The sequence below is a fragment of the Pseudomonas fluorescens genome (genome assembly GCF_902498065.1).
GTDB lineage: Bacteria > Pseudomonadota > Gammaproteobacteria > Pseudomonadales > Pseudomonadaceae > Aquipseudomonas > Aquipseudomonas fluorescens_BJ.
The window spans coordinates 90,851-117,429 of sequence record NZ_CABVIR010000008.1 but is presented as its reverse complement, the minus strand read 5'-3'; the positions used below and the strand labels follow the sequence as shown (position 1 = coordinate 117,429).

The following is a 26,579-nucleotide window of genomic DNA, read 5'->3' as shown; positions in this document are numbered from 1 at the left end:
CGGGAGGGCGTCCAGACCAATGTCGGGGTATGGCCTTTGCCGTCAGGCGAGCTAAACTCGGGGTGGCTGTCTTTCTTGTCCACCCTGGCTGGAATCATAAAATGAAAAATAATAATAGCCTGCTACGCCATCTACCCTGGCTGCTGCTGGCAATCGTAGGAGCGTGCGCTCTTGGTGTTGTGGCGTTGCGCCGAGGCGAGGCAATCAACGCCTTGTGGATTGTGGTCGCTGCCGTGGCCATTTATCTGGTTGCGTACCGTTACTACAGTCTGTTCATCGCTAACAATGTGATGCAACTCGATTCGCGACGGGCCACCCCCGCCGTGCTCAACAATGATGGTCTGGACTACGTCCCTACCAACAAACATATCCTTTTCGGTCACCACTTCGCGGCCATCGCCGGCGCGGGGCCGCTGGTCGGTCCGGTGTTGGCGGCACAGATGGGCTACTTGCCCGGCACGCTGTGGCTGATCGCCGGTGTGGTGCTGGCCGGTGCGGTTCAGGACTTCATGGTCCTGTTCATGTCGACTCGCCGCAACGGTCGCTCCCTGGGCGACATGGTCCGTGAAGAAATGGGCCGCATCCCCGGCACCATCGCGCTGTTCGGCTGCTTCCTGATCATGATCATCATCCTCGCGGTGCTGGCGCTGATCGTGGTCAAAGCCCTGGCCGAGAGCCCATGGGGCATTTTCACGGTGATGGCGACCATCCCGATCGCAATGTTCATGGGCATCTACATGCGCTACATCCGCCCGGGCCGCATCGGTGAAATCTCCGTGGTCGGCGTGTTGCTGCTGCTCGGTTCGATCTGGCTCGGCGGGCAGATTGCCGCCGATCCGGTGTGGGCCAAGGCGTTCACCTTCAATGGCGTTCAGATTACCTGGATGCTGGTCGGCTACGGTTTCGTGGCCGCCTCGTTACCGGTCTGGTTGATTCTGGCACCGCGTGACTACCTCTCCACGTTCCTGAAAATCGGTACCATCGTCGCGTTGGCGATCGGCATCCTGATCACCATGCCAGAGCTGAAAATGCCGGCGTTGACCCAGTTCGTCGATGGAACTGGCCCGGTGTGGAAGGGCGGTCTGTTTCCGTTCCTGTTCATTACCATCGCTTGTGGCGCGGTCTCGGGGTTCCATGCGCTGATCTCCTCCGGCACCACGCCGAAGCTGCTGGATAACGAGGTCAACGCCCGTTACATCGGTTACGGCGCCATGCTGATGGAATCCTTCGTGGCCATCATGGCGATGGTTGCCGCTTCGGTGATCGAACCGGGCGTCTACTTCGCCATGAACAGTCCAGCGGCAGTCGTCGGTGGTGATGTGGTGGCTGTGGCTCAAACCGTCAGCAGCTGGGGTTTTGCAATTACCCCGGAAGCCTTGCAAGCGGTGGCCAAGGACATCGGTGAAACCACCATCCTCGCCCGTGCCGGCGGCGCGCCGACCCTGGCGGTCGGTATCGCGCAGATCCTGCACAGTGTCCTGCCGGGTGAAAACACCATGGCGTTCTGGTACCACTTCGCGATCCTGTTCGAAGCGCTCTTTATCCTGACCGCGGTTGACGCCGGTACCCGTGCCGGTCGATTCATGCTCCAGGATTTGCTCGGCTCTTTCGTGCCGGCGCTGAAGCGCACCGAATCCTGGGCGGCCAACCTGATCGCCACCGCCGGTTGTGTCACGATGTGGGGCTGGTTGCTGTACCAGGGCGTGATCGATCCACTGGGCGGCATCAACACCTTGTGGCCGCTGTTCGGTATCTCCAACCAGATGTTGGCCGGTATCGCGCTGATGCTCGGCACCGTCGTGCTGATCAAAATGAAACGCCAACGCTACGTCTGGGTGACCATGCTGCCAGCGGTCTGGCTGCTGATCTGCACCACCACGGCCGGCTTCATCAAGCTGTTCGACGCCAACCCGGCGATCGGCTTCCTGTCACTGGCGAAAAAATACAGCGATGCGCTGGCCAACGGTCAGATCCTCGCCCCGGCCAAGGACATCACTCAGATGCAACACGTGATCTTCAACGCCTACACCAACGCAACGCTGACGGCGCTCTTCCTGTTCGTGGTGTTCAGCATCCTGTTCTACGCGCTCAAGGTCGGTATTTCCGCCTGGGGCACCAAAGAGCGTACGGATAAAGAAGCACCGTTCCAGGCGCTGCCGGATGCGTAATCGAGGAATGCACGATGTTCAATGACCTGAGTCGCCTCGGTAAATACCTCGGTCAGGCCGCGCGCCTGATGGTCGGCATGCCCGACTACGACAACTACGTCGAGCATATGCAAACCAAACACCCGGACAAACCGGTGATGAGCTACGAGATGTTCTTTCGGGAACGCCAGGAAGCTCGTTACGGTGGCAAGGGTGGGCCGAAGTGCTGTTGACCCGGTTATCGGATTAACAGCAATCCGTGTGGGAGCTAGCCTGCTGGCGATGGCGGCTGAACATTCAACATCACTGTTGATTGACAGTCGCCATCGCCAGCAGGCTAGCTCCCACATTTGTTTTGTGTTGTTTTTTAACTTTGTGAAACAGGAGATTCCAGTTGTCCTCTCCCATCCCCGTCACGATCCTCAGCGGCTTCCTTGGCGCCGGCAAGACCACGCTGTTGCGCCACCTGCTCAAAGCCGAGCACGGCCTGAAAATCGCCGTGATCGAAAACGAATTCAGTGACGCCGGTATCGACACCCAACTGTTGGGCGACGAGCCGGTGCAAGTGATGACGCTGTCCAACGGCTGCGTCTGCTGCACCATTCACACCGACCTGACGAAGGCGCTTTACCTGTTGCTCGAACGCCTGGACAGCGGCGAAATCGCCTTCGATCGTCTGGTGATCGAGTGCACCGGCCTGGCTGATCCGGCACCCGTGGCACAGACCTTCTTCATCGACGAGGAACTGCGCGAGCGCTACATCCTCGACGGCATCATTACCTTGGTCGACGCGGCGCACGCCGACGTGCACCTGACCCAAACCATCGCTCAGGCGCAGATCGGTTTCGCCGACCGCTTGCTGGTGAGCAAACGCGATCTGGTGGACGAGCCGGCCTTCACCGCGTTGAGCGAACGCCTGACCCGCATCAACCGTCGCGCGCCTATTCGCGTGGTCGACCACGGCCAGATCGATCTGGCCGAACTGCTCGATGTGCGTGGTTTCAATCTCAATGCCGACCTCGGTGGCGGCCTGAGTCTGCGTCCGGTCAGCAAAGCGCCTTCCATCGACCGCATTTCCAGCCTGGTGCTGCGCACTGACAAGCCGCTGGATATCGACAAACTCAGCGAGTTCATGAACGAACTGCTGGAAGATCATGGCAAGCAATTGCTGCGTTACAAAGGCGTGCTGAACATCCTTGGCGAGCCGCGGCGCATGGTTTTTCAAGGTGTGCTGAAGTTGTACGGGTTCGATTGGGATACGGAGTGGGCGGACGATGAAACGCGTGAAAGCGTGATCGTGTTTATTGCCGATGATTTGCCGGAGGAGAAGATTCGGGAGGGGTTTGCGCGGGTGGCGGCGGGCTGAAATATTTGTAGCGTCAGTGATGACGCCATCGCGGGCAAGCCCGCTCCCACAGTGATCTCTGGTGTACACAGAGTCCATGAACACCAGAGATCCTTGTGGGAGCGGGCTTGCCCGCGATGGCGATCTAACCAGCAACACGATTCTGGCTCAGGCCCGGTCCCGGGGGCAGCAATGTTTCCTCCAGATAATCCAGATGCCTGCTGAGCAGCATGGCCGCCTTGACTGCCTCGCTACGCTCTACTGCAACCAGAATTCCGGCATGCACCTGCCACTCGCAATAACCCTCCACCCGCACATCCAACTGCGCAATCGCCAGCGAAGTCAGCGGCACCAGGGTGCCTAAAAAATGCGCCAACGGTGCATTCCCCGCCATTTCAGCCAACTGCAGATGAAATTCCCCGGCCAACCGAATCGCCGCGCCACGCGTGGTGCACAGGCGCTCGCTATCGATCAAGGTGCGCAGGTGTTTCAAATGCTGTGGATGGGGCTGCTGACAGGCCAGCCGCACCACCGTGGTCTCAGTCAGTCGCCGGGCATGCAGCGTCTGCCGAATCTGCTCGCTGTCGAGCATTGCAACGCGGGGACGATGGTGAGTGCGCAGCACGATGACCTGCTGATGGGACAGTTGCGTCAACACTCCACGAATGTCACCGCGTCGAACGCCGAACATCTGTGCCAGGCTTTCTTCCGTAAAGCGGCTGCCGGCATGGAGGCGTTGCTCGAGAATGGCGTCGAAGACTCGCGAGTAGAGATCATCTACCGGCGGAGAAAAGGGCAGGGCGACAAGAGTTTGCGGTGAGGCGAAGCTGTTCATGGCCTGTCTCCGGTTTCAATAGGTTTCAACTGCCGAGGTTGTCGTCCGGGATATTCAATTCGATGCCCATCCGCTTTCCTTCGCGAAGGATATGGCGGCGCATCTCGGCACTGGCCTGGGCGCTGTTCTTGCTGCGAATCGCGCGCACCACGGCTTCGTTCTCTTCCAGGCGCTCAGCCAGATGCTCGGGGGAATTGCGCAGCACCTCGGCGCTTTGCTTGAGGGCATTGCTCGTCTGCTGCACCACGCTCTGGAAAATCGGGTTCGAGGTCAGGGTGAACAGCTCTTCGTGGAAGGCGATGTAGGCGTTCACGCCGGCCTCGCTGTCGTTCGCCTCCAGGGCTTCGCGCATGTCCATGAGGGTCAGGCGCAATTGCCCGACTTCCTTGCTGCTGATGGATTGCGCCACCAGGCCGACGATAAACGGTTCAAGGGTGTAGCGCAGTTGCAGAACGTCTTCCAGGCTCGCGCCGGCCACCGCGCTGTCATGGCTTTGGCTGTCGCTGAGATTGGCGTCCAGCACCACCACGCCTTTGCCCGGCATCGAGCGCACCAGGCCGAGGGTCTCCAGCACGATCACCGCTTCGCGCAGGCTCGGGCGGCTGATGCCCAGTTGCTCGGCCAGTTCACGCTGGCCCGGCAACATTTCGCCGGAGCGCCACTGACCGCGGGCCAAGGCGGCCCGGAGTTTTTCTACCACTGAATTGACGACGGTTGACGAGGTAATCACTGTTCGCTCCAAGTCGCGATAAATGTGCCTGCCCGCAGGCAGGCACACGTTGTTTAAAATTCCTGCTGATGCGCCGGGGCAACCGGTTTTCTCGGCTGGAAGGTATAACCGACCTGGCCCGAAAGCACTTTATTTGCCCGTTGGATATCGATGTCTTTTTCCCAGCGTGCGATGGCCACGGTGGCAACGCAGTTGCCGATCAGGTTGGTCAGCGCGCGGCCGATGCCCATGAACCAGTCCACCGCCAGCACCAGCACCAGACCGACCACCGGAATCGCCGGAATGGCTGTCAGCGTCGCCGCCAGAATCACCAGCGCCGAGCCGGGAATCCCGTGGGCGCCTTTGGACGTGATCAATGACACCAGCAGAATCGTGAGCAGATCGGTCATGGCCAGCGGCGTACCGGTGGCATTGGCGATGAAGACGATGGCGAGGGTCAGGTAGATCGAAAAGCCGTCGAGGTTGAACGAGTACCCGGTTGGAATCACCAGGCCGACCGTCGAACTGCCGATGCCCAGATGCTCAAGCTTGCGCATGATTTGCGGCAGTACGGCGTCGGACGACGCGGTGCCCATGACGATCAGCAATTCTTCGCGCAGGTATTTGAGCAGTGGCCACATCCGCAGGCCGGACAGGCGCATCACCAGACCGAGAATCAATGCCACAAACGCCACACAGGTCAGGTAAAACAGGCCGACCAGACTGCCCAGGTGTTGCAGCGAGTCCAGGCCATATTTGCTGGTAGTGAAGGCAATCGCGCCGAACACACCGATCGGCGCCAGGCGCACGATCATGCCCATGATGCGGAAAATCACGTGGCTGAGCTCGTTGATCAACCGGGAAATGCCCGATGCCGCTTCGCCCACCAGGTTCAGCGCGCTGCCGAACAGCACCGAAAACAGCAGCACTTGCAGAATGTTGTTCTCCGCGAAGGCGCCGATGACCGAGGTCGGGATCAGGTTCATCAGGAACTGGGAGGTGGTTTGCATGTGCTGACCGCGCTGGGCGATGTCGCCCATGTCGGCGGCAGACAACTGCTCCAGATGAATGTTCGCGCCGCTGCCGATGCCGGTGGTGAACGCGAGCACCAAGCCAATCACCAGGGCAATGGTGGTCAGCACTTCGAAGTAAATCACCGATTTCAGGCCGATGCGTCCGACCTTCTTCAGGTCGCCGGCACCGCTGATGCCGCTGACCACCACGCAGAACACAATCAGACCAATGAGCATCTTGATCAGCTTGATGAAGCCGTCACCGAGGGGTTTGAGCTGGGCGGAATATTCGGGAAGGGTCAGCCCGCAGACGATGCCGAGCACCAGTCCGAGAACCACTTGAAGGAAGATTGAACGCGAGCACCATCTGAGCATGGGAGGAATCCTGGTCGGTGTCCTGGCTGCCGTGCGCGAGGCGCATCAGATTCAGGACTTAATTATTGTGGTCTTACCGGTATGTCCAGTGCAGGCGCAGTCTAGGCGCTAATTTTGGGTTGTCGCAAGTAGAAACTGTGAAATTGGCATGACCGGTCTGACCAGTGGTGCGGCTTCTGCAAATCGCAGACGAAAAAAAACCGGCCATCACTGGCCGGTTTTTTCTGACTGCGGTTTAACGGGCTGATTAAGCGCCGTACACCGGCAGCTTCTTGCAGATGGCCTTGACCTTCTCACGAACGGCGTCGATCACCGCTTCGTTGTTCAGGTCAGCCAGGATGTCGCAGATCCAGCCGGCCAGCTCTTTGCACTCTGCTTCCTTGAAGCCGCGAGTGGTCACAGCCGGAGTACCGAAGCGCAGGCCGGAGGTGACGAACGGGGAGCGTGGATCGTTTGGCACGGAGTTCTTGTTAACGGTGATGAACGCTTTGCCCAGAGCGGCGTCAGCGTCTTTACCGGAGATTTCCTGCTTGATCAGCGACAGCAGGAACAGGTGGTTTTCAGTACCGCCGGACACCACATCGAAGCCGCGCTCGATGAATACGCTGGCCATGGCCTGGGCGTTTTTCACCACTTGTTGCTGGTAAACCTTGAACTCAGGTTGCAGCGCTTCTTTGAAGCAGATCGCTTTGGCGGCGATCACGTGCTCCAGCGGGCCACCCTGGGCGCCCGGGAATACCGCGGAGTTCAGCTTCTTCTCGATGTCGGCGTTGGCGCGAGCCAGGATCAGGCCGCCACGTGGACCGCGCAGGGTCTTGTGCGTGGTGGTGGTCACGACGTCAGCGAATGGCACCGGGTTCGGGTAGACGCCAGCGGCGACCAGACCGGCCACGTGGGCCATGTCGACGAACAGGTAAGCGCCAACCTTGTCGGCGATTTCACGGAAGCGCGGGAAGTCGAGGATCTGCGAGTACGCAGAGAAACCGGCCACGATCATCTTCGGCTTGTGCTCAACGGCCAGACGCTCGACTTCGTCGTAGTCGATCAGGCCATTGGCGTCGATGCCGTACTGAACGGCGTTGTACAGCTTGCCGGAGGAGGAAACGCTGGCACCGTGGGTCAGGTGACCACCGTGAGCCAGGCTCATGCCCAGGATGGTGTCGCCCGCTTGCAGCAGGGCCAGGTAAACGGCGCTGTTGGCTTGCGAACCGGCGTGCGGCTGAACGTTGGCGTAATCGGCGCCGAACAGTTCCTTGGCGCGGTCGATGGCCAGTTGCTCAACAACGTCGACGAACTCGCAACCACCGTAGTAGCGCTTGCCCGGGTAGCCTTCGGCGTACTTGTTGGTCAGTACCGAGCCTTGAGCTTCCATCACCGCAGGGCTGGTGTAGTTTTCCGAAGCGATCAGCTCAATGTGCTCTTCCTGGCGCTGAGCTTCTTGCTCCATGGCGGCAAAGAGATCGGCGTCGTACTTGGCAATAGTCAAATCACGGCTGAACATGGCGGTCCTCAAGGATCGGGGCAGAAAAGGGGGGCATTCTAACCCAATGGGTTTTAGATGGCATATGAAAGGACGTCATGTCGCAGACAAGTGGGCTTCATGACGGGATCAGCGGTGATCATGCCGGCCCAATCGCCAGCAGGCTGGCTCCCACAGTAATTGCGATAGCCTGCAAACTCCCTGACCGACCATAAATTCTTGTGGGAGCCAGCCTGCTGGCGATGGCCTCCCTGCAAAATCTCAGTCGAACATGAACAACGCTTCATTACTGAACTGCGCTTCGAATCGGCCCGCCGGCATCGGCCGCCCGAACAGGTACCCCTGAACCTCATCGCAGCCATGCTCACGCAGGAAGTCCAGCTGCTCATGGGTTTCCACGCCTTCGGCGATTACCGCCAGATTGAGGCTGTGGGCCATGGCGATGATTGCCCGGGCGATCTGCGCATCCTGTTCACCCGACGGCAAGCCATCGACGAACGTGCGGTCGATTTTCAGCACGTCGATCGGGAACTGCTTGAGGTAGTTCAGCGATGAATAGCCGGTGCCGAAGTCATCGACCGCAATGCTCAGCCCGAGGTTTTTCAGCCCGGCCAGAATCTGCATCGCCTCGCTGACTTCGCGCATCAGGATACTTTCGGTCAGTTCCAGCTCCAGGCACGCCGGCGGCAGGCCGGTTTCCTTGAGGATGGTGGCGATCCGCGTGCCGAGCTGGCCGTCGGAGAACTGCCGGGCGGAGATGTTCACCGAGACCTTCGGCACCCGCACCTTGGCCTGATGCCACGCCTTGAGTTGACGACAGGCCTCGCTGATCACCCAATCGCCAACGTCCACCACCAGGCCGAGTTCTTCGAGCACCGGAATGAAATCTCCCGGCGGCACCAGGCCACGGCGTGGATGACGCCAGCGAAGCAATGCTTCGGTGCCGGTCAGGCGTTTGCCGTCGCCGCTGAACTGCGGCTGGTAGTACAGAACGAATTCGTTTTGCTCCAGGGCATGGCGCAAGTCGCTTTCCAGTTCCAGGCGCTCGAGGGCGCTGGCGTTCATGTCGGCCTGATAGAACTGGAAGTTGTTTTTGCCGCGCTCCTTGGCGTGGTACATCGCGGTGTCGGCGTTCTTCATCAACTGACTGAGTTCGTTACCATCCTGCGGGCTCAGGGCGATGCCGATACTGGCGGTGACGAAAAACTCGCGGCCTTCGAGCACGAACGGTTTCACCAGGCTGGCGAGGATCTGCTCCGCCACGTGAATCGCCCGGTTCAGAGCGATTTCCCGGTTGATGCGCGGTTGCAGGAGCAAGGTGAATTCGTCGCCGCCCATGCGTGCCACGGTGTCGTCGTCATCGACGCAACCGAGCAGGCGCGTGGCCATTTCCTTGAGCATGCGATCGCCGGCGGCGTGGCCCAGGGAGTCGTTGATCGGCTTGAAACGGTCGAGGTCGAGGAACATCAGCACCACCCAGGACTTCTGCCGTTCCGCCGATTGCAACGCGGTGTGCAGGCGGTCCTGGAACAGTGTGCGGTTGGGCAGGTGCGTCAGGGCGTCGTAATAGGCGAGGCGGTGAATCCGTTGTTCACTGGCCTTGCGCTCGCTGATGTCGCTGAAGAAGCACACGTAACTGGCCAGATCGCCTTCGTCGTCGAGCACCGCCGTGATGCCGACCCACGCCGGGTAATGCTCGCCGTTACGACGCTTGAGCCAGACTTCGCCTTCCCAGGTGCTGTGCTGATTCAATTGCTTGAGCACATAGCGCAGGTGCGCTTCCTGCTGCTCGTCGACGGTCAGCATGTTTGGCAACTGGTCGAGCACTTGCTCCACCGCATAACCGCTTACGCGACTGAACGCTTCGTTGGCCTGGACGATGTAGCCCGCCGGGTCGGTGATCAGGATCGCCGAGGTCGAGTGTTCGAATACCGTGGCCGCCATGCGCAGGTCTTTCTCGGCGCGGCGTTGCTGGCTGATGTCGCGACCGACACCGAGCACGCCTTCGAAGGCGCCGTGTTCGTCCCAGACCAGCACCAGACGCAACTCGATCGGGATCTTGCGCCCGTCGGCGCGCAGGCAGTCGAACAGGAACAGTTGGGTCTGCACCTGACTGCGCAATAGCGCCAGTTGCTCGGGTTTGCCCAGTGCTTTGCTGACGCGGTCCATCAGGTTGTAGATGCCGGTCAATTGTTGCGGGTTGGCAATGGTCGATTGCCAGCCATTCTGGAAAATCCAGTCGGTGTCGTAGCCCAGCACGGCTTGCACCGACGGGCTGACGTAGTTGAGCGAGAGCTTGCTGTCCGTGGAGAAAATCACGTCGCTGATGCTTTCGGCGAGCATCCGGTAGCGCTGCTCGCTGTCGCGCAGGGACTCACTGGCCTCGATCTGCTCGGTGATGTCCTTGGCCACGCCGATGATCCGTGTGACCTGGTCGTGTTTGTCCCGCGCCAACGCCTGTTCACGAATATCGAAACGCCGCCATTTGCCGTTGCGGTGACGGAAGCGCAGTTGGCATTGCAGCAATTGCGTATAGCCCGCGTGGCGCTGGGTCTGGCGCGAGCGGTGGTAGTGGTCGGCATCTTCAGGGTGCAGCAGGATTTCCCAGAAGTACTCGCCCATCTGGTGCAGTTCGGTGCGGTTGTAACCGAGTGTCTGGCCCAGATGATGGTTGCTGAAGATCATGCGCTGGCTGATCACGTCCTGGACGTACAAATGATCCGGCACGGTGCGCACCACGTCGGACCAGAACCCTTCACGCTCGAGCAGCGACAGTTCGACGAGCTTGCGACTGGTGATGTCGCTGATGCTCAGGATCACGGCTTTATAGTCGTCCTGGTTTTCCGGCAAGCGCAGCACCAGCCACAGGTGCTGATCGCGGCCATTGGCGTCTTGCAGTTTTATTTCCAGCTCAAACTGTTTCTGCTGGTTGAGCACCGCGTCGAGCACTTGATTGCCGATGGCGGTGCCATCCAGCGGATTGCCGTCGATCAGCAACTTCCAGGCTTGCTCGCAGGAATTGACGTTGAGCAGTTGCAGGGCAACCTGGTTGACCTCGGTAATGCGCAGTTCCTGCAGCAGTTGCTGGCGCTGTTCCGGAGTTTCCAGCCAGGCTTGCAGTTGTTCGGTGATGTGCAACTGGGCTTTGTCGAAGACGCTCTTGAGGCCAGACACATCGAGTACACACAGGGCGACGCCGGTGCCTTCGAAGATATCCTGATAGCGCCGGCGACCTTCAGTCACCTGGCGTTGACGGCGGCGCATGTTCAGCAGGGCGATCAGCGGCAGCAGAGAGAGCGCCAGCCCCAACAGGCATTTGCCGATAAACGCCGGCAGCAGTTCTTCGATCACACGTTGCCGGTCGAACAACCCGCGCAGTTGCCAGTCGCTGCCGGTCAGGGGAACCGTCAGCACGCTGTTGGCCACATCGTCCGCGGTCAGCTCGCTCGGTTTGGCCAAGGGCAGTGAATCATCGCGGCTGATGACCTGGTGATTGAAGCGGTTTTCCACCAGCCACATTGGGCGGATACCGGCCTCGCTGGGTTTGGTCAGTGACGAGAAAAAGCTTGGCGCCAGGCGCAGGACCCAATAACCCCGGGAGCTGCCGCTGGCCTGATGCAGCAGCAGATGCACCACCGAACCGTTGTCGGCGTTGCTGAAATAGTGCACCTGGGCACGGCTGCGGCGTACCAGCTCGACGAGGTAGTCGGCGTCGTCGCTGTCGGCGGCGCTGTCGCTGATGACTTTTCCCGAGGGGCTCAACAGCGCGAGGCTGCGCAGGTCGGGCAAGGACTTTTGCAGCTTGCGCAGCAGCTCCTGCTGTTCGTCGGCGCTTTGCGGCTGTTCGACGATGGGTAGCAGGTTGAGGGCGATCTGCGCATTCAGCGACATGTTCAGACTGACTTGGGCAGCCAGATCGGCGCTGTAGTCGATAGTGTATTGGCGCTGGTTTTTCTGGGTTTCGCGCAGCTGATCCAGCAGTTGCCAGAACAGCAACGCGAGCAGCAAAAGCACGAGTGTTGCCAGCGCGCCCTTCAATGTTCCGCGCAGGGGGGTACCGGTCACCGCAGTCGGTGCACGGGTGGTCAAGGGCGGAGTGACATTAGACAAACTGTAATCCTGCGGTTTGGCTGGACTGGCGCGACGTGCACTATAAGCCGGACGCCCGGAGGGCGGCTAGCATGCCTTGAGTTGTGGCAAAGTGCCAGTCCTGCTCGGCTGGACTGCCATCGGTCATTAAGGTAGCTTTGCCGGTTACGCGGGAGCGTTCCAGCTCCTAGAATCAGACTTTTTCAGCGCGCACGTATTGATAGCTATCAGTCGGACGACGCGCACGGTCTGGCCGGGCATCGCCTGCGCTCCAATCATTCATCTGTCACTGACCCAAGGTTCTCCATGGCTCAATACGTCTTCACCATGCATCGGCTGGGCAAAGTTGTTCCGCCGAAGCGGGAAATCCTGAAAAACATTTCGCTGTCCTTCTTCCCCGGCGCCAAGATTGGCGTGCTCGGCCTCAACGGTTCGGGTAAATCCACGCTGCTGAAAATCATGGCCGGCGTCGACACCGAGTTCGAGGGCGAAGCCCGTCCGATGCCGGAGCTGAACATCGGCTACCTGCCACAGGAACCGATCCTGGACCCGGCCAAGACCGTGCGTGAAGTGGTCGAGGAAGCGGTCAGCGTGATCAAGAACGCCCAGGCGCGCCTGGACGAGGTCTACGCCGCTTACGCTGATGAAGATGCCGACTTCGACAAGCTGGCCGCTGAACAGGCCAAGCTCGAAGCCATCCTGCAAGCCAGCGACGGTCACAACCTGGACCGCCAACTGGAAGTCGCTGCCGATGCGCTGCGCCTGCCGGCCTGGGACGCCAAGGTCGAATTCCTTTCCGGTGGTGAAAAGCGTCGTGTGGCCCTGTGCCGCCTGCTGCTGTCCGCGCCGGACATGCTGCTGCTCGACGAACCCACCAACCACCTGGACGCCGATTCCGTCGCCTGGCTGGAGCATTTCCTCCACGACTTCCCGGGCACCGTCGTCGCGATCACGCACGACCGTTACTTCCTGGACAACGTCGCTGGCTGGATCCTCGAGCTCGACCGCGGCGCCGGTATCCCGTACGAGGGCAACTATTCGGGTTGGCTCGAAGCCAAATCCGATCGTCTCGCTGCCGAGTCCAAGCAGCAGTCGGCTCACGAAAAAGCCATGAAGGAAGAACTGGAGTGGGTGCGCAAAGGCGCCAAGGCCCGCCAGTCCAAATCCAAGGCTCGTCTGCAACGCTTCGAAGAAATGCAGTCGCAGGAATTCCAGAAGCGTTCGGAAACCAACGAGATCTACATCCCGGCGGGTCCACGCCTGGGTGACAAGGTCATCGAGTTCAAGAACGTCACCAAGGGCTACGGCGATCGCGTGTTGATCGACAACCTGTCGTTCTCGATGCCGAAGGGCGCCATCGTTGGCGTGATCGGCGGTAACGGTGCCGGTAAATCGACCCTGTTCCGCATGCTGATGGGCAAGGAACAACCGGATTCGGGCAGCATCGAAGTCGGCGAAACCGTGCAACTGGCCTGCGTCGATCAGAGCCGCGACGACCTGGACGGCAGCAAGACTGTGTTCCAGCAAATCTCCGACGGTTCGGACCAGATCCGCATCGGCAACTACGAGATCCCGTCGCGGACCTACGTCGGTCGCTTCAACTTCAAGGGCGGCGATCAGCAGAAGTTCGTCAAGGACCTGTCCGGTGGTGAGCGCGGTCGCTTGCACCTGGCCCTGACCCTGAAAGAGGGCGGCAACGTCCTGCTGCTCGACGAACCGTCCAACGACCTCGACGTTGAAACCCTGCGTTCCCTGGAAGAAGCCCTGCTGGACTTCCCGGGCGCCGCCATTGTGATCTCTCACGATCGGTGGTTCCTTGACCGCGTCGCGACGCACATTCTGGCGTACGAAGACGACTCGCAAGCAGTGTTCTTCGAAGGCAACTACACCGAATACGAAGCCGATCGCAAAAAACGCCTCGGTGAAGCGGCTTCCCAGCCGCATCGTGTACGGCACAAAAAACTGGCCTGATATCGGGTTGGTTGCATGAAAAAACGGAGCCTTAGGGCTCCGTTTTTTTTTGCTTTCTGTGACACCGTGGTGCGGCCATCGCTAGCAGGCTAGCTCCCACAGGGGTTATGCGATCGATGCCAAACCACTGTGGGAGCTAGCCTGCTAGCGATGGCGATTTATCTGATGGTGCAAGACTCCAGAAGCAAATCCCTGTTTGGGTGCAAAAAACCCTCAAAAGGCCGATAAATTTATATCCTGCGCACCATTTAATTTCACAAACGCGACATTTTGCTCTGTTCCAGTGCGCATTCCGTTTGCTAAAGTCCGGCCCAATCTCTTTCAACGACAATAAATTTGCCGAGACTTTTCCATGATCGAATCCGTCGAAACCTTCCTTGCCCGACTGAAAAAACGCGACCCGGACCAACCTGAATTCCACCAGGCTGTCGAAGAAGTCCTGCGCAGCCTGTGGCCGTTTCTCGAAGCCAATCCGCATTATCTGACCTCCGGCATCCTGGAACGGATCTGCGAGCCGGAGCGGGCGATTGTATTTCGCGTTTCCTGGGTCGACGATCACGGCAAGGTGCAGGTCAATCGCGGGTTCCGCATCCAGATGAACAGCGCGATCGGCCCGTACAAGGGCGGTTTGCGTTTCCATCCTTCGGTGAACCTCGGCGTGCTGAAATTCCTCGCCTTCGAACAAACCTTCAAAAACTCCCTGACCTCGTTGCCCATGGGCGGCGGCAAGGGGGGCTCGGACTTCGATCCGAAAGGTAAAAGCGACGCGGAAGTCATGCGTTTCTGCCAGGCCTTCATGAGCGAGTTGTACCGTCACATCGGTGCGGACGTTGACGTGCCGGCCGGTGATATCGGCGTTGGTGCCCGCGAGATCGGTTTCCTGTTCGGCCAGTACAAACGCCTCAGCAACCAGTTCACCAGCGTATTGACCGGCAAGGGGCCGAGCTATGGCGGCAGCCTGATTCGCCCGGAAGCCACCGGTTTCGGCTGCGTGTACTTTGCCGAGGAAATGCTCAAGCGCAGCGGTGAAGCCGTCGAAGGCAAGCGCGTAGCGATCTCGGGTTCCGGTAACGTTGCGCAGTACGCGGCGCGCAAGGTCATGGACCTGGGCGGCAAGGTGATTTCGCTCTCGGACTCCGAAGGCACGCTTTACTGCGAGGCCGGTTTGACCGAAGAACAATGGCTGGCGCTGCTGGAGCTGAAAAACGTCACACGTGGGCGGATCAGCGAACTGGCCAGCCGTTTCGGTCTGGAGTTCCGTGCGGGTCAGTGCCCGTGGGATCTGGTGTGCGACATCGCGCTGCCTTGCGCCACTCAAAACGAACTGAATGCCGAGGCCGCGCGTACGTTGCTGCGCAACGGCTGTGTCTGCGTGGCAGAAGGCGCGAACATGCCGACCACCCTGGAAGCCGTGGACCTGTTTATCGATGCGGGGATTCTGTTTGCGCCGGGCAAGGCGTCCAACGCCGGCGGCGTTGCGGTGAGCGGGCTGGAGATGTCGCAGAACGCCATGCGACTGCTGTGGACCGGCGGGGAAGTGGACAGCAAACTCCACGGGATCATGCAGTCGATCCACCATGCGTGCGTGCATTACGGCGAAGAGAACGGCCGCATCAACTACGTCAAAGGCGCGAACATCGCCGGTTTCGTCAAAGTCGCCGACGCCATGCTCGCCCAAGGCGTGGTTTAAGCCGGTTCAATGCGGATGATTTCGATCATCTGATCGCCGGCCGGGCGTTGCCACAGCACCTCGTCGCCGAGTTGCGCCCCAAGCAATGCCCGGCCCAGCGGTGAACCCCAGTTGATCAGGCCCGCAGACGCGTCAGCCTGATCCTCGCCGACCAGTTGCACCGTTTGCTCGGTGCTGTGCTCGTCGGCGAAGGTCACGCGGCTGCCGATCTGCACTTTTTGCGTTGAGCGGGCGGCGGTCACGACCTGAGCGCTTTGCAGGCGCTGATTGAAGTAGCGCAAGTCTCGTTCAAGATCGGCCTGGCGCTGCTTGTCGGCGTGTTCGCCCTTGGACGATTGTTCGCTGTGCAATTGCTGCAGCTCGGCGACTTTCGCCTGCAATTGGGCAAGGCCTGTGGGCGTGACGTAATTAGGCTGCGTGCTGACCTGCCGTTCGACTGGCTGATCGGCTTGCGCGGCGGCGTTATCTTCGTTGACGAAGGCGCGACTCATGGTGTTCTCCCGTTATAGGGTTTGGGCCATGGTCACAGGCTTTTAGTTTCGGTGGATGTCTGGCAGCGACTCATTGCGAGCGAAACGCACGGGCGGCGTCCTGATCTTTCTGTTGTTGCCAGGCCTTTTCACGTTCATCCCAATGATGGCTGCGATAGTCTTCGCGGTCTTCGCTTTCACGCATGGCCTGGCACTGCCGGAAGCCATCACTCCAGCCTTCGGCGTATTGCTTGTCCTTGAGATAACGCGGGACGTTCTTGCGAAATTCACCGGTGATCGCCCCGGCGGCCTGTCGGCCACTGCTGCAGCCGTCATCGAAGCCATCGGCGAACGCGGGGGGATAACCCTTGGCGATCAGATCTTCGTGGGTCGTCTGACAGCCCATGATCAACATCAATACACCCACCACACCCACGCAACGCCACATCTCGGACTCCCGGCCGTTCAACGGCCTATACGTGAAGTCTAGGAGTGGATTCGTGAGGCGTTTGTGAAAGGAGCGTGATGGATCTGTCAGGAAGCGAAAATCCGTTGTAGGAGCCGGCTTGCCGGCTCCTACAGGTCAGTAGTGATACCACTTCACCTCAAGCATCACTTCGTTTTCTGGAGAAGCGAGGTGGCTGAACTCGCGCTGGGCGCTCAGGCGTAAGCCGAGGTTGCGCGACAATTCCCACTGCTGGTTCAGACTCACGCTACGGCGTACTTCGCCATTGGTGAAAAAATCCCCCTTGGCCTCCAGGCTGAAATTGCCCAGCGGATTCTTCCACAGCACACCGCTGTTGAAACCCGCCGCAGGGGCAATAAAACCGGCGAAGTCGTTGTTGTGCTCGACACGCACGGTGCCCAAGGCAAAACCGAGCATGTCGTCGGCCAGTTGCCAGGTGCCGCCGCCACCGCCGTTGACGTGACTGACCAGCGTCTCGTCATCATGTTTGCCCGGCACCCGTTCAAGGCCACCGGTGACCTGCCACGACAGCGGTTGCAGCAGCTCGTTGCGCGGGGTCAGGGAACGGATGGTCGCCAGATCCAGTTGCTGCAACTGCCACTGGTTGCCTTCGTACTGGCGCAGTTTCATTTGCAGGATTTCGATCTGCGCGCCGAGGGGAAAGCTTTCCGAGTTGTCGTTGAGATCGTGATACGCCATGCGCAGGCCATATTCACCGAAGGCCTTGTCGCCCCGGGTGCCAATGCCAGCCTGCCAGGTGCGCGATTCATGACCGTCCTCGGGCAGGCCGGGTTGCGGGATGTCCAGCTCCGGCGCCGGGTTCTGGTTAATCGCCCGCAGCAATTCAAAACTGCGTTGAGCCCGCTGCGGATCGCGTTCCTGGCCGTTGGCGCGGTAGCGTTCGAGCCGGTAAGCCGCGTCGATGATCAGCGCCTGACGCTCGCGCGGTTGCGCTTGGAATGCCGGCTCCTGCAACTGTTTCTGGTCGGCGCTGACTTTCAGCACCCACTGCTGTTCTTCTGGATTCAACGGTTCGGCGCGGCTGAGCAGTTCACGTTCGCGGGACGGCCGATACTGAATGGATTCCACCAGGCCGGCTTCTTTCACCGCTTTGACCGTGTCGGTGGGAATGGCGGTCAGCGGGAATTGTTCAGTCAGGCGCAGGCTCGGACGCGCCACTTGCAGCAATTCCAGCAGGCGATAGGAGCAGTTTTCGTCGAAGAAAAAATAGTCGAACTGGATCTGCTTGAGTTCCCAGATGTGCTCGACCATGCGCTCGGTTTCTTGCTGCGTCAGGTTCAGCCGGTACTCCCACAGGTCGCGGTTTTCCAGGCTGCGGTATTCCGAGAGTTTTTCCTGATACGGCACCAGCGCAAAAAGGCCCGGATAGCCGCCCATCAAACCTTTCCAGGCGTAGAGGATGCTGTTGTCCGAGCCTTCGATGTAGGCGCCGAAGTTGATTGCGTAGCTGAGCAATGACGTCTTGTCGCTCTGCACATCCGCCTGATCGATGCGCAACAACGTGTGGCCGAACATCGATGACGGACTGTTCAAATAGGCGGCCGGAAAAATCATCACCGCGCTATGGGGCGAGACATCCTTGAACCATTGCTTGAACTCGGCGCAGTCCAGTGTCGGCAAATCGGACAGATTAAGTTGTGCCTTCAGCCAGCGAGTCCGCGCCGGGTAGACGCATTGCGCGTGTTGTTCGCCGGCACTGGCCGGGGCGTACAGCGCCTGCACGGTGGCCGCCAGTTCGCGGTCGGGGTGTTCGTTGCCGTCGGGCGCCAGAAAGAACTTCTTGTCGCTGACATAGCTGCGCCAGCCACCCAGCTTGGCAGTTTCGTAATGACCTAGGGAAATCCAGAAGGGATCGTTGGCCAGTTGCTGCAAACGTTGATTGTCGATGGTAGGCGCGGCGGACAGCGGGGCGCAGACACAGAGCGCCAGCCAGGCAAGGCGTTTGAGCATAGTGGGCAACTTAGATATTCGAGAATAAAGACCCAAAAAAGGGGCAGGTCCAAAAAATAAAACCCGCTCCCCGAAAGGAGCGGGCGGGTCGAGCTTAAGCTTGAGTTGCGTACTTGGCCAGACGAGGATCGGCCTTCAAAATGGCCAGGGTGTTGGTATGCACGTCATCAGCGGTCACGTCAGCCTTGCTGAAAATCTGCTGGAAGTGCTCGTGAGTCACAGCAGCGAAGTGCGCACGGTCTTCCGGCGCCACGCCCAGTACCACGGCGTAAGTGGTCAGCGCTTCGCCCTGACCCTTGGCCATATCTTCGGACAGCTCGTTCATCATGCCATTCATGGCAATCCAGGATTTGCCGCCATAGGTCAGCGACGCATTAGTCGAGCAACCGTTGGTACCGGAGGTCATACCGAAGGTTGCGTTGCCGGAAGTGCCGTTGGTGGTGGATGCCAGGAAGTGAGCCGGGGTGCCACGCTGACCTTCGAACAGCATGTTGCCCCAACCGCAATCCGGGCCGCCTGGCGCCTGAGCCATGGCATTGAGGGATACAGCGGTGAAGAGAGTACCGAGAAGAATCCGTTTCATAGCTTTGTTCTCTTTTATGTGCATACCAATGGACAAGGGGTCTGGCCCTATCTGGCGCCAGTGGGCCGGTTATTGTTCCAGCCGCGCAGTTTGGAGTTTAGGCATGTTCCAAGGGTTCCGTGACTTTTTCGGAAACATTCGTTGAAAACACTGATTTCACACCGGCCCGCGTGGCCATGTCGGCTTGGCTATGCTTTGGCGAAAGGCGCGCCTTGCAAGAGAGGTATGGGCAGCGCCAGAATGCCGCTATCTGCCCCGCCTGATGTAAGGAAGCCCGATGCCTGATCCTGTTGCTGCCAGCTTGCGTCTAGCGCCCGAAGCGCTGACTCGTCCGTTTTCCGCTGAACAGTTCAGCTTCTCTACCACCAATGATCTGGAGCCCTTCCGCGGTGTGCTTGGCCAGGAACGTGCGGTCGAAGCCTTGCAGTTCGGTGTGGCCATGCCACGCCCCGGTTACAACGTATTCGTCATGGGCGAGCCCGGCACCGGCCGGTTTTCGTTCGTCAAACGCTACCTGAAGGCCGAAGGCAAGCGCCTGCAAACCCCGGCGGACTGGGTCTACGTCAACAATTTCGATGAGCCCCGCGAGCCTCGCGCCCTGGAGTTGCCCTCGGGCACTGCCGGCGCGTTTATCGGTGATATCAACGCGCTGATCGACAACCTGCTGGCGACTTTTCCGGCTGTGTTCGAACACCCGTCCTACCAGCAGAAGAAAAGCGCCATCGACCGCGCTTTCAACCAGCGCTACGACAAGGCGCTGGACATCATCGAGCGCCTGGCGCTGGAAAAGGAAGTCGCGCTGTACCGCGACGCGAGCAACATTGCGTTTACCCCGATGAGCGACGGCAAGGCGCTGGATGAAGCGGAATTCGCCCAGTTGCCGGAAGCCGATCGCGAGCGTTTCCACGAAGACATTTCCGGTCTGGAAGAGCGTCTGAACGAAGAGCTGGCCAGCCTGCCGCAGTGGAAGCGCGAGTCGAGCAATCAACTCCGTCATCTCAACGAAGAAACCATCACCCTGGCCTTGCAACCGTTGTTGTCGCCGCTGTCGGAAAAATACGCCGAGAACGCGGCGGTGTGCGGTTACCTGCAGGCGATGCAGGTTTACCTGCTGAAAACCGTGGTCGAGCAACTGGTGGACGACAGCAAAGTCGACGCCGTTGCCCGCAAGATGCTGGAAGAGCAATACGCGCCGAGCCTGATGGTCGGCCATTCGTCCAGCGGCGGTGCGCCGGTGGTGTTCGAACCGCACCCGACTTACGAAAACCTGTTTGGCCGCATCGAATACAGCACCGATCAGGGCGCGCTCTACACGACTTATCGTCAACTGCGACCGGGCGCGCTGCACCGCGCCAACGGCGGTTTCCTGATCCTTGAAGCGGAAAAAATGCTCAGCGAGCCGTTCGTGTGGGATGCGCTCAAGCGCGCCCTGCAATCGCGCAAACTGAAAATGGAATCACCACTGGGTGAGCTGGGCCGTCTGGCCACTGTGACGCTGACACCGCAACACATTCCGCTGCAGGTCAAAGTCGTCATCATTGGTGCCCGGCAGTTGTACTACACGCTGCAGGACCTCGATCCGGACTTCCAGGAGATGTTCCGCGTTCTGGTGGACTTCGACGAAGACATCCCGATGGTCGACGAAAGCCTGGAGCAGTTCGCCCAGTTGCTGAAAACCCGTACCTCCGAGGAAGGCATGGCGCCGCTGACCGCCGACGCGGTGGCGCGCCTGGCGACCTACAGCGCGCGTCTGGCTGAGCATCAGGGGCGTTTGTCGGCGCGGATCGGGGACCTCTTCCAACTGGTCAGCGAGGCGGATTTCATTCGTCAGCTGGCGGGCGACGAAATGACCGACGCCGGGCACATCGAGCGTGCGCTCAAGGCTAAGGCCACTCGCACCGGGCGCGTTTCGGCGCGGATTCTCGATGACATGCTGGCCGGGATCATCCTGATCGACACCGATGGCGCGGCAGTCGGCAAGTGCAACGGGCTGACCGTGCTGGAAGTCGGTGATTCGGCATTCGGTGTGCCGGCGCGAATTTCCGCCACGGTCTATCCGGGCGGCAGCGGCATTGTCGACATCGAGCGCGAAGTTAACCTCGGCCAGCCGATTCACTCCAAAGGCGTGATGATCCTCACCGGGTATCTGGGCAGCCGTTACGCTCAGGAATTCCCGTTGGCGATTTCCGCGAGTATCGCCCTGGAGCAGTCCTACGGTTACGTCGATGGTGACAGTGCTTCGCTGGGCGAGGCGTGCACGCTGATCTCGGCGCTGTCGAAAACGCCACTCAAGCAGTGCTTTGCGATCACCGGCTCGATCAACCAATTCGGTGAGGTGCAGGCGGTGGGCGGGGTCAACGAGAAGATCGAAGGCTTCTTCCGTCTCTGCGAAGCCCGCGGGCTGACCGGTGAGCAAGGGGCAATCATTCCTCACGCCAACGTGGCGACGCTGATGCTCGATGAGAAGGTATTGGCAGCCGTGCGCGCAGGTCAATTCCACGTTTACGCCGTGCGCCAGGCTGACGAAGCGCTGAGCCTGTTGGTGGGTGAGCCTGCCGGTGCGCCGGATGAAAATGGCGAATTCCCTGAGGGCAGTGTGAATGCGCGGGTGGTGGAGCGCTTGCGGGTGATCGCGGAAATGATCAGCGAAGAAGACCTGAAAGAGGCCGAGAAGGAAGCTGCGCAGGAAGCCTTGGTCGAAGCCAAACCGGCCTGACGCGCAACAAAACTGTGGGAGCGAGCCTGCTCGCGATGAGGGCTTCACATTCAACGAAGATGTTGAGTGTCAGTCCGCAATCGCGAGCAGGCTCGCTCCCACATTTGTATTCGGGTCGACCTGAAAAAGTGCCATCACTCTGACGTCAATATTCACACAATGACCATTCGGCGCCTTCTGGTCTCAGTTGACGTGCGGGTCTGACTTTTCTTCTATTCTCAGCTCAAGGATATCGACAGTAATCACTGGATCGAGACAGCTCTCCCGTGGGGGCTGAATACCGGATCTAACGAGGGTCGCCGCCATGTCGCGCAACCTCTGCCTCACCCGTCAGTGTTTGGGTCTTGTGACCCGTATCGAATGCGCTATCAAGCCATTGGCTGGCGATACGGGCATGTGGACCTTGCTGTTTGCCGCCGGAATGGCTGGCGAACAACCGTCAGCCATCAAGGCCCAGGGCCCGTTTCATGGTCCGTTCGTGGCTGAGTCGATCCTCGACACCATCGTTGAAAGCCTGACTTTGCACGGCTATGAACTGGCCGATGACCCGCAAATCTGGTGCCTGCATTTGCAAGCCCAGCTGCGGGAAATCAATGGTGGACGCTGCCGCAACCTGGGCGGCTTCGAGTTTCGTCCCGACCACTGAGACGACTACTGGGCAAGGTCGGACGTATCAGCCTTGTCGAGCTTGACCTCGAAACCATATTGCACGGTGGTAAGGTCGGTTCGCTGATAGGTTTCCAGGCGTGTGGGTTGGCCATAAAAGTAATGCACGCCGAATAACGCCGGGCCTTGCGCGCTCGCATCGTGAATGACCGAAAGAATCTCCTTGAGATAGTGACCGCTGTCGTCCCTGGCGAAAAAGCGCCAGTCCTGGGCGGGAAACAGCTTCAGATCAACCACCAGCGCATTGCCTTTCAATTCCAGGCCTTTGGGCAGTTGGGCTGCTTCAAGTGTTTGCTTGTCGACCGTGGCTAGGAACAGCGGCATGGAGCCCACCGCAAACGCCGGCGTTTGCGCGAACAGGTTCAGGTCATAAGTGATGATGCCGCGCAGAGGATCGACCTGGTAAGCCTCGGGCGGCAGTTCAATGGGCTCATCGCGTTGACCGCTGCTGTCCTCGGTAAAGAAACTGACGGGGCTATCGCCAGGGTTGAAGGAGGTGCCCAGCAGTTCATCATTGAAGCTTCGGGTGTGATCGAATTCGATGCGCGCCGCGCTCGGGTCGTCCACCGATTGCCGGATGCTGACGCTTTTCTTCAGTTGCTCCTCGGTGAGCGTCGCGCCTTTGAGCCATATCGGCGCCTGATCGTCGTACACCACCACGGGCAATGTCAGTGGCTGGATGGTTTTTGCCGTGGTGTGTTGATCGAAGCGACGGATCGGCAAGTCCAGGTCTTTGCGCGTCACCGTGGCCGTTGAAAAGTCCAGCAGGCTGACTTCAAGGGTCTCGATCGGGCCGTTGAAATACACCTTTGAATAATGCTTGGTTTGTTGCTTCTCAAACGCGCGTTGTTCATCTTCGAGCTGCTTTTCGAAGGCCTCGCTCCAGCCCTTCTGCTGTTGCATTTTCACCAGTTGTTTCTGATAGAAGGCGATTTGCGCGGCCGTTTCGTTGATCGAGCCCGAACGTGAGAGAAATTGCCCGGTGGAATCCTTGGCCTGGACGATCAGCGGGTTAAGGGGGGGCTCGCTGACCTCGGGCGCCAGCGGTGCGCTGTTGTTGAATTCGATTTCGGCGTAGTTGTTTGTCAGTGACAGCAGGGTGACGCTGAGGTTGTCGTTGGTGCGGGTCTGGCCAATGTCTTTTTTTGTCAGGTCGACGCTATAGAGCCGGCGCGGGGCGACGACTTCGACCTTGCCTTGCAGGCTGACCGGTTGCGGCTGGTTCTTGTTTTCCACGTCCAGACCGTCGATGAAGGGGTAGGTCACGGTGAGATCGTCGGGGTTGGTCAGGTTGGAGCTCGACGGGCTCAGTTGAATACCCGGATCGGTTTCCGACCACTCCGGCTGGAACGGGATTACGCGTTTGTTGCTGAGGGTCACCGACTGCCATTCCAGGCCATGTGGAAAGAGAAACTCGGCCGGAATGTTGAAGTTGTACGGGAACACCGGTTGCAGGTCGGTCAGGTAGTCGGAGCTGGAATCCTTGTGCAGCACAAACAGGCCGTTAATGTACGTGTCGACCAGTGCCTGTGGCGTGGGGTAGTGCTTGAGCACCGCAAGGACGTCCTCACCGTACTCGGTGACCACGGGTTTGCTGTCGAGTTTGAGTTGTGCACGCTCAAGCAACAGCAGCGAGCCACCCAATTCGGCCACGGCATCCTTGAGTTTCGGGTCCTGGATGGCCTCCAGGGACGTCTCGAACTGCGCGGTTTTTTCCTCAAGGCTGACCTGGCGTTTGTCATCGCCGGGTGAGCAGCCGCTCATCAGCAGAGCCAGACAAACCCCGGCGCTCATTAAAGGCAATCGCACATCCATTTCCCGTCTTCCTGTCCGATGTCGCTGAGCTGTCAATGGTTTGGACACTAGCAGAAAAACCTTGTGACACACGTGCAGGTTGCGGATTTTCCGACTGTTTCTGGCTGTAACGGGGGGCTGGTATACTCGCGGCCATTTCCAGCCCAAGTGTGAGATTTATGGAACGCTTTATCGAAAACGCTATGTACGCCTCCCGCTGGCTGCTCGCGCCTATCTACTTCGGTCTGTCCCTCGGGCTGCTGGCCCTGGCGCTGAAATTCTTCCAGGAAGTCTTCCACGTCATCCCCAACGTGTTCTCCATGGCCGAATCGGACCTGATTCTGGTGCTGCTGTCGCTGATCGACATGGCGCTGGTGGGCGGTTTGCTGGTGATGGTGATGATTTCCGGCTACGAGAACTTCGTCTCTCAGCTAGACATCGACGACAGCAAAGAAAAGCTCAACTGGCTGGGTACCATGGATTCGTCTTCGTTGAAGATGAAGGTCGCGGCGTCCATCGTGGCGATTTCGTCGATCCACCTGCTGCGGATTTTCATGGACGCCAAGAACGTCGATCCCGAGCATTTGAAGTGGTACGTGATCATTCACATGACTTTCGTGGTGTCGGCGTTTGCCATGGGGTATCTGGATAAGCTGACCAAGCACTGATTGCTGCGTTTTACCTTTGCACTCCGCCCGTCTGTTGCGAAACAGACGGGCGGCGTCGTTTATGGCTTGTACTTTGATGCGCTGAGGCCTATGCCTGTAAGGATGTTGGCTCGCCACTGTGTGAGGTGCGTTCATGAATCTGCAAGAGCTCAATGCCTATGCCATCGCCGGGAAGGTCGATGAGTTGAACCTGATCTCCATGGAAGGTGGAATCTACCTGCTGGAAGCGCGCATGCATGGCGCGGCGTACCCATTGAGTGACGCCCACGGCAAGGCGTTTCCTGTGCGCTCGGTCGAGCATGCGCGGGACCTGCTTCACGCCTTTCCCACGTTGCCTTTCAATCTTGTGCACACCTCGGTTCATGACGAAATGTGCGGGCTCAGCGCCAGTGCAGCTGAATGCCTGAAGGTGCCGATCGCCTGGCAGCACTGACAGCCCTCATCAGCGCAACGACATCTGTGCTAGTCTGCTGGCCCTTTTGGTTCCGGGCGCTCCGGGACGCGCTGTGCACGCACGGCAAGTTCCAGGGCCGTCCGCACAGCGGAGCAGTGTCATGTCCGAAGTAAATCTGTCCACCGACGAAACCCGCGTCAGCTACGGTATCGGCCGTCAGTTGGGCGACCAACTGCGCGACAACCCGCCACCGGGCGTTAGCCTGGACGCGATCCTGGCTGGTCTGACTGACGCCTTCGCCGGCAAGGAAAGCCGTGTAGGTCAGGAAGAAATGTCCGCGAGCTTCAAGGTTATTCGCGAAATCATGCAAGCCGAAGCTGCTGCCAAAGCTGAAGCGGCTGCTGGCGAAGGCCTGGCGTTCCTGGCTGAAAACGCCAAGCGCGATGGCATCACCACCCTGGCTTCCGGTCTGCAATTCGAAGTGCTGACCGCCGGTGAAGGCGCCAAGCCGACCCGTGAAGACCAAGTGCGTACTCACTACCACGGCACCCTGATCGACGGCACAGTGTTCGATAGCTCCTACGAACGCGGTCAGCCTGCAGAATTCCCGGTAGGCGGCGTGATCGCTGGCTGGACCGAAGCGCTGCAACTGATGAACGCCGGCAGCAAATGGCGTCTGTACGTGCCGAGCGAACTGGCTTACGGCGCTCAAGGCGTTGGCAGCATTCCTCCGCACAGCGTACTGGTCTTCGACGTCGAGCTGCTCGACGTTCTGTAAGCCCTGGCCCGATGTTCCGTCGGGCTAATGTGGGAGCCAGCCTGCTGGCGATAGGAGCGACCGGGTTTCTTCAAGACCGCGTTGATACCATCGCCAGCAGGCTGGCTCCCACAGTTTTTACGGCGCTATTCATACTTCAAACTTGTTATGCAGTTCACTCGACGGGCGCAACGCCCGGGCATAGCAGAACAGAAACAGATTGCGCACCAGTTCCTTGAGCACAACCGGCTCGCTGGAACTCAGGCCGTTGACGTCCAGATCACCCTGATCCTGCAGCTCGTTCAAGGCTTCTTCTTCAAGCACCGCACAGACTTCTCCGGTTTCCCGATGCAGGATCCTGAGGTAAGGGTGTGGGCGGTCCAGCCAGGCATCGATCAAATAAGTCATGGGTCTCATCTCCATTGATGGGTTTCAATGAG

Annotated in this window: 21 protein-coding genes; 10 read left to right on the top strand and 11 right to left on the bottom strand. The window is 59.5% G+C overall.

What is annotated here, in order from left to right; all coding sequences use genetic code 11:
* The first annotated feature begins 101 nt into the window (after window positions 1-101).
* From F8N43_RS24170 to yjiA, 3 genes are all read left to right on the top strand, one after another.
* Window positions 102-2,168, top strand: a complete 2,067-nt coding sequence (locus F8N43_RS24170; protein ID WP_150638340.1) for a carbon starvation CstA family protein — start codon at window positions 102-104, stop codon at window positions 2,166-2,168.
* A 14-nt stretch (window positions 2,169-2,182) separates the two neighbouring features.
* Window positions 2,183-2,380, top strand: a complete 198-nt coding sequence (locus tag F8N43_RS24165; protein WP_007895266.1) for a YbdD/YjiX family protein — start codon at window positions 2,183-2,185, stop codon at window positions 2,378-2,380.
* A gap of 161 nt (window positions 2,381-2,541) precedes the next feature.
* A complete protein-coding gene (yjiA, locus tag F8N43_RS24160; RefSeq protein WP_150654478.1) occupies window positions 2,542-3,513 on the top strand; it encodes a GTPase in 972 nt (323 codons plus the stop codon).
* Window positions 3,514-3,637: 124 nt separating this feature from the next.
* Here the strand turns inward: yjiA and F8N43_RS24155 are convergent, their stop codons facing one another.
* From F8N43_RS24155 to F8N43_RS24135, 5 genes are all read right to left on the bottom strand, one after another.
* The gene (locus tag F8N43_RS24155; protein ID WP_150654477.1) at window positions 3,638-4,327 is read right to left on the bottom strand and encodes a GntR family transcriptional regulator; all 690 of its coding nucleotides are present in this window, start codon (window positions 4,325-4,327) and stop codon (window positions 3,638-3,640) included.
* Window positions 4,328-4,352: 25 nt separating this feature from the next.
* Window positions 4,353-5,057: a FadR/GntR family transcriptional regulator gene (locus F8N43_RS24150; RefSeq protein ID WP_084319536.1), complete on the bottom strand. Its 705-nt coding sequence runs from the start codon at window positions 5,055-5,057 to the stop codon at window positions 4,353-4,355.
* Window positions 5,058-5,110: 53 nt separating this feature from the next.
* On the bottom strand, window positions 5,111-6,424 hold the full coding sequence (locus F8N43_RS24145; RefSeq protein ID WP_150638334.1) for a C4-dicarboxylate transporter DctA: 1,314 nt from the start codon (window positions 6,422-6,424) through the stop codon (window positions 5,111-5,113).
* A gap of 247 nt (window positions 6,425-6,671) precedes the next feature.
* Window positions 6,672-7,925, bottom strand: coding sequence for a serine hydroxymethyltransferase (glyA, locus tag F8N43_RS24140; RefSeq protein ID WP_150633515.1), 1,254 nt, complete (start codon window positions 7,923-7,925; stop codon window positions 6,672-6,674).
* Between the two features lie 240 nt (window positions 7,926-8,165).
* Window positions 8,166-12,014: a bifunctional diguanylate cyclase/phosphodiesterase gene (locus F8N43_RS24135; protein ID WP_150654476.1), complete on the bottom strand. Its 3,849-nt coding sequence runs from the start codon at window positions 12,012-12,014 to the stop codon at window positions 8,166-8,168.
* A 285-nt stretch (window positions 12,015-12,299) separates the two neighbouring features.
* Between F8N43_RS24135 and ettA the strand changes: the two genes are divergently transcribed.
* Window positions 12,300-13,964 carry an energy-dependent translational throttle protein EttA gene (gene ettA / locus F8N43_RS24130; RefSeq protein WP_150633513.1) on the top strand — a complete coding sequence of 555 codons (1,665 nt, stop codon included), beginning with the start codon at window positions 12,300-12,302 and terminating at the stop codon, window positions 13,962-13,964.
* Between the two features lie 352 nt (window positions 13,965-14,316).
* A complete protein-coding gene (gdhA, locus tag F8N43_RS24125) occupies window positions 14,317-15,654 on the top strand; it encodes an NADP-specific glutamate dehydrogenase (protein WP_150638330.1) in 1,338 nt (445 codons plus the stop codon).
* On the opposite strand, the gene F8N43_RS24120 is transcribed toward gdhA, so the two are convergent.
* The 4 genes from F8N43_RS24120 to F8N43_RS24105 form a co-directional block, all read right to left on the bottom strand.
* On the bottom strand, window positions 15,651-16,145 hold the full coding sequence (locus F8N43_RS24120; protein WP_150638328.1) for a GreA/GreB family elongation factor: 495 nt from the start codon (window positions 16,143-16,145) through the stop codon (window positions 15,651-15,653). The genes gdhA and F8N43_RS24120 overlap by 4 nt on opposite strands.
* A gap of 70 nt (window positions 16,146-16,215) precedes the next feature.
* Window positions 16,216-16,572 carry a hypothetical protein gene (locus F8N43_RS24115; protein WP_150633510.1) on the bottom strand — a complete coding sequence of 119 codons (357 nt, stop codon included), beginning with the start codon at window positions 16,570-16,572 and terminating at the stop codon, window positions 16,216-16,218.
* A 135-nt stretch (window positions 16,573-16,707) separates the two neighbouring features.
* Window positions 16,708-18,561 (bottom strand): DUF4105 domain-containing protein, encoded by a 1,854-nt coding sequence (locus tag F8N43_RS24110; protein WP_150654475.1) that lies wholly within the window; start codon window positions 18,559-18,561, stop codon window positions 16,708-16,710.
* Window positions 18,562-18,655: 94 nt separating this feature from the next.
* Complete coding sequence (locus F8N43_RS24105; protein WP_150633508.1) at window positions 18,656-19,144, bottom strand: DUF3015 domain-containing protein; 489 nt, start codon at window positions 19,142-19,144, stop codon at window positions 18,656-18,658.
* Between the two features lie 277 nt (window positions 19,145-19,421).
* Here F8N43_RS24105 and F8N43_RS24100 point away from each other — a divergent pair, with 277 nt between their 5' ends.
* Window positions 19,422-21,860 carry a Lon protease family protein gene (locus F8N43_RS24100; RefSeq protein WP_150633507.1) on the top strand — a complete coding sequence of 813 codons (2,439 nt, stop codon included), beginning with the start codon at window positions 19,422-19,424 and terminating at the stop codon, window positions 21,858-21,860.
* A gap of 304 nt (window positions 21,861-22,164) precedes the next feature.
* Window positions 22,165-22,506: a hypothetical protein gene (locus tag F8N43_RS24095; protein WP_017340866.1), complete on the top strand. Its 342-nt coding sequence runs from the start codon at window positions 22,165-22,167 to the stop codon at window positions 22,504-22,506.
* Window positions 22,507-22,511: 5 nt separating this feature from the next.
* Here the strand turns inward: F8N43_RS24095 and F8N43_RS24090 are convergent, their stop codons facing one another.
* Window positions 22,512-24,341, bottom strand: a complete 1,830-nt coding sequence (locus tag F8N43_RS24090; RefSeq protein ID WP_150654474.1) for a hypothetical protein — start codon at window positions 24,339-24,341, stop codon at window positions 22,512-22,514.
* A 158-nt stretch (window positions 24,342-24,499) separates the two neighbouring features.
* Between F8N43_RS24090 and F8N43_RS24085 the strand changes: the two genes are divergently transcribed.
* The 3 genes from F8N43_RS24085 (at window position 24,500) to F8N43_RS24075 (ending at window position 26,160) form a co-directional block, all read left to right on the top strand.
* Entirely contained in the window at window positions 24,500-24,988 is a 489-nt protein-coding gene (locus F8N43_RS24085; protein WP_007943976.1) for a TIGR00645 family protein, read from the top strand.
* A gap of 133 nt (window positions 24,989-25,121) precedes the next feature.
* Window positions 25,122-25,421 carry a DUF6482 family protein gene (locus F8N43_RS24080; RefSeq protein WP_150633505.1) on the top strand — a complete coding sequence of 100 codons (300 nt, stop codon included), beginning with the start codon at window positions 25,122-25,124 and terminating at the stop codon, window positions 25,419-25,421.
* A 121-nt stretch (window positions 25,422-25,542) separates the two neighbouring features.
* Complete coding sequence (locus tag F8N43_RS24075; protein ID WP_008028844.1) at window positions 25,543-26,160, top strand: FKBP-type peptidyl-prolyl cis-trans isomerase; 618 nt, start codon at window positions 25,543-25,545, stop codon at window positions 26,158-26,160.
* Window positions 26,161-26,289: 129 nt separating this feature from the next.
* On the opposite strand, the gene F8N43_RS24070 is transcribed toward F8N43_RS24075, so the two are convergent.
* Window positions 26,290-26,547: a hypothetical protein gene (locus tag F8N43_RS24070; RefSeq protein WP_150633504.1), complete on the bottom strand. Its 258-nt coding sequence runs from the start codon at window positions 26,545-26,547 to the stop codon at window positions 26,290-26,292.
* Window positions 26,548-26,579 lie beyond the last annotated feature (32 nt).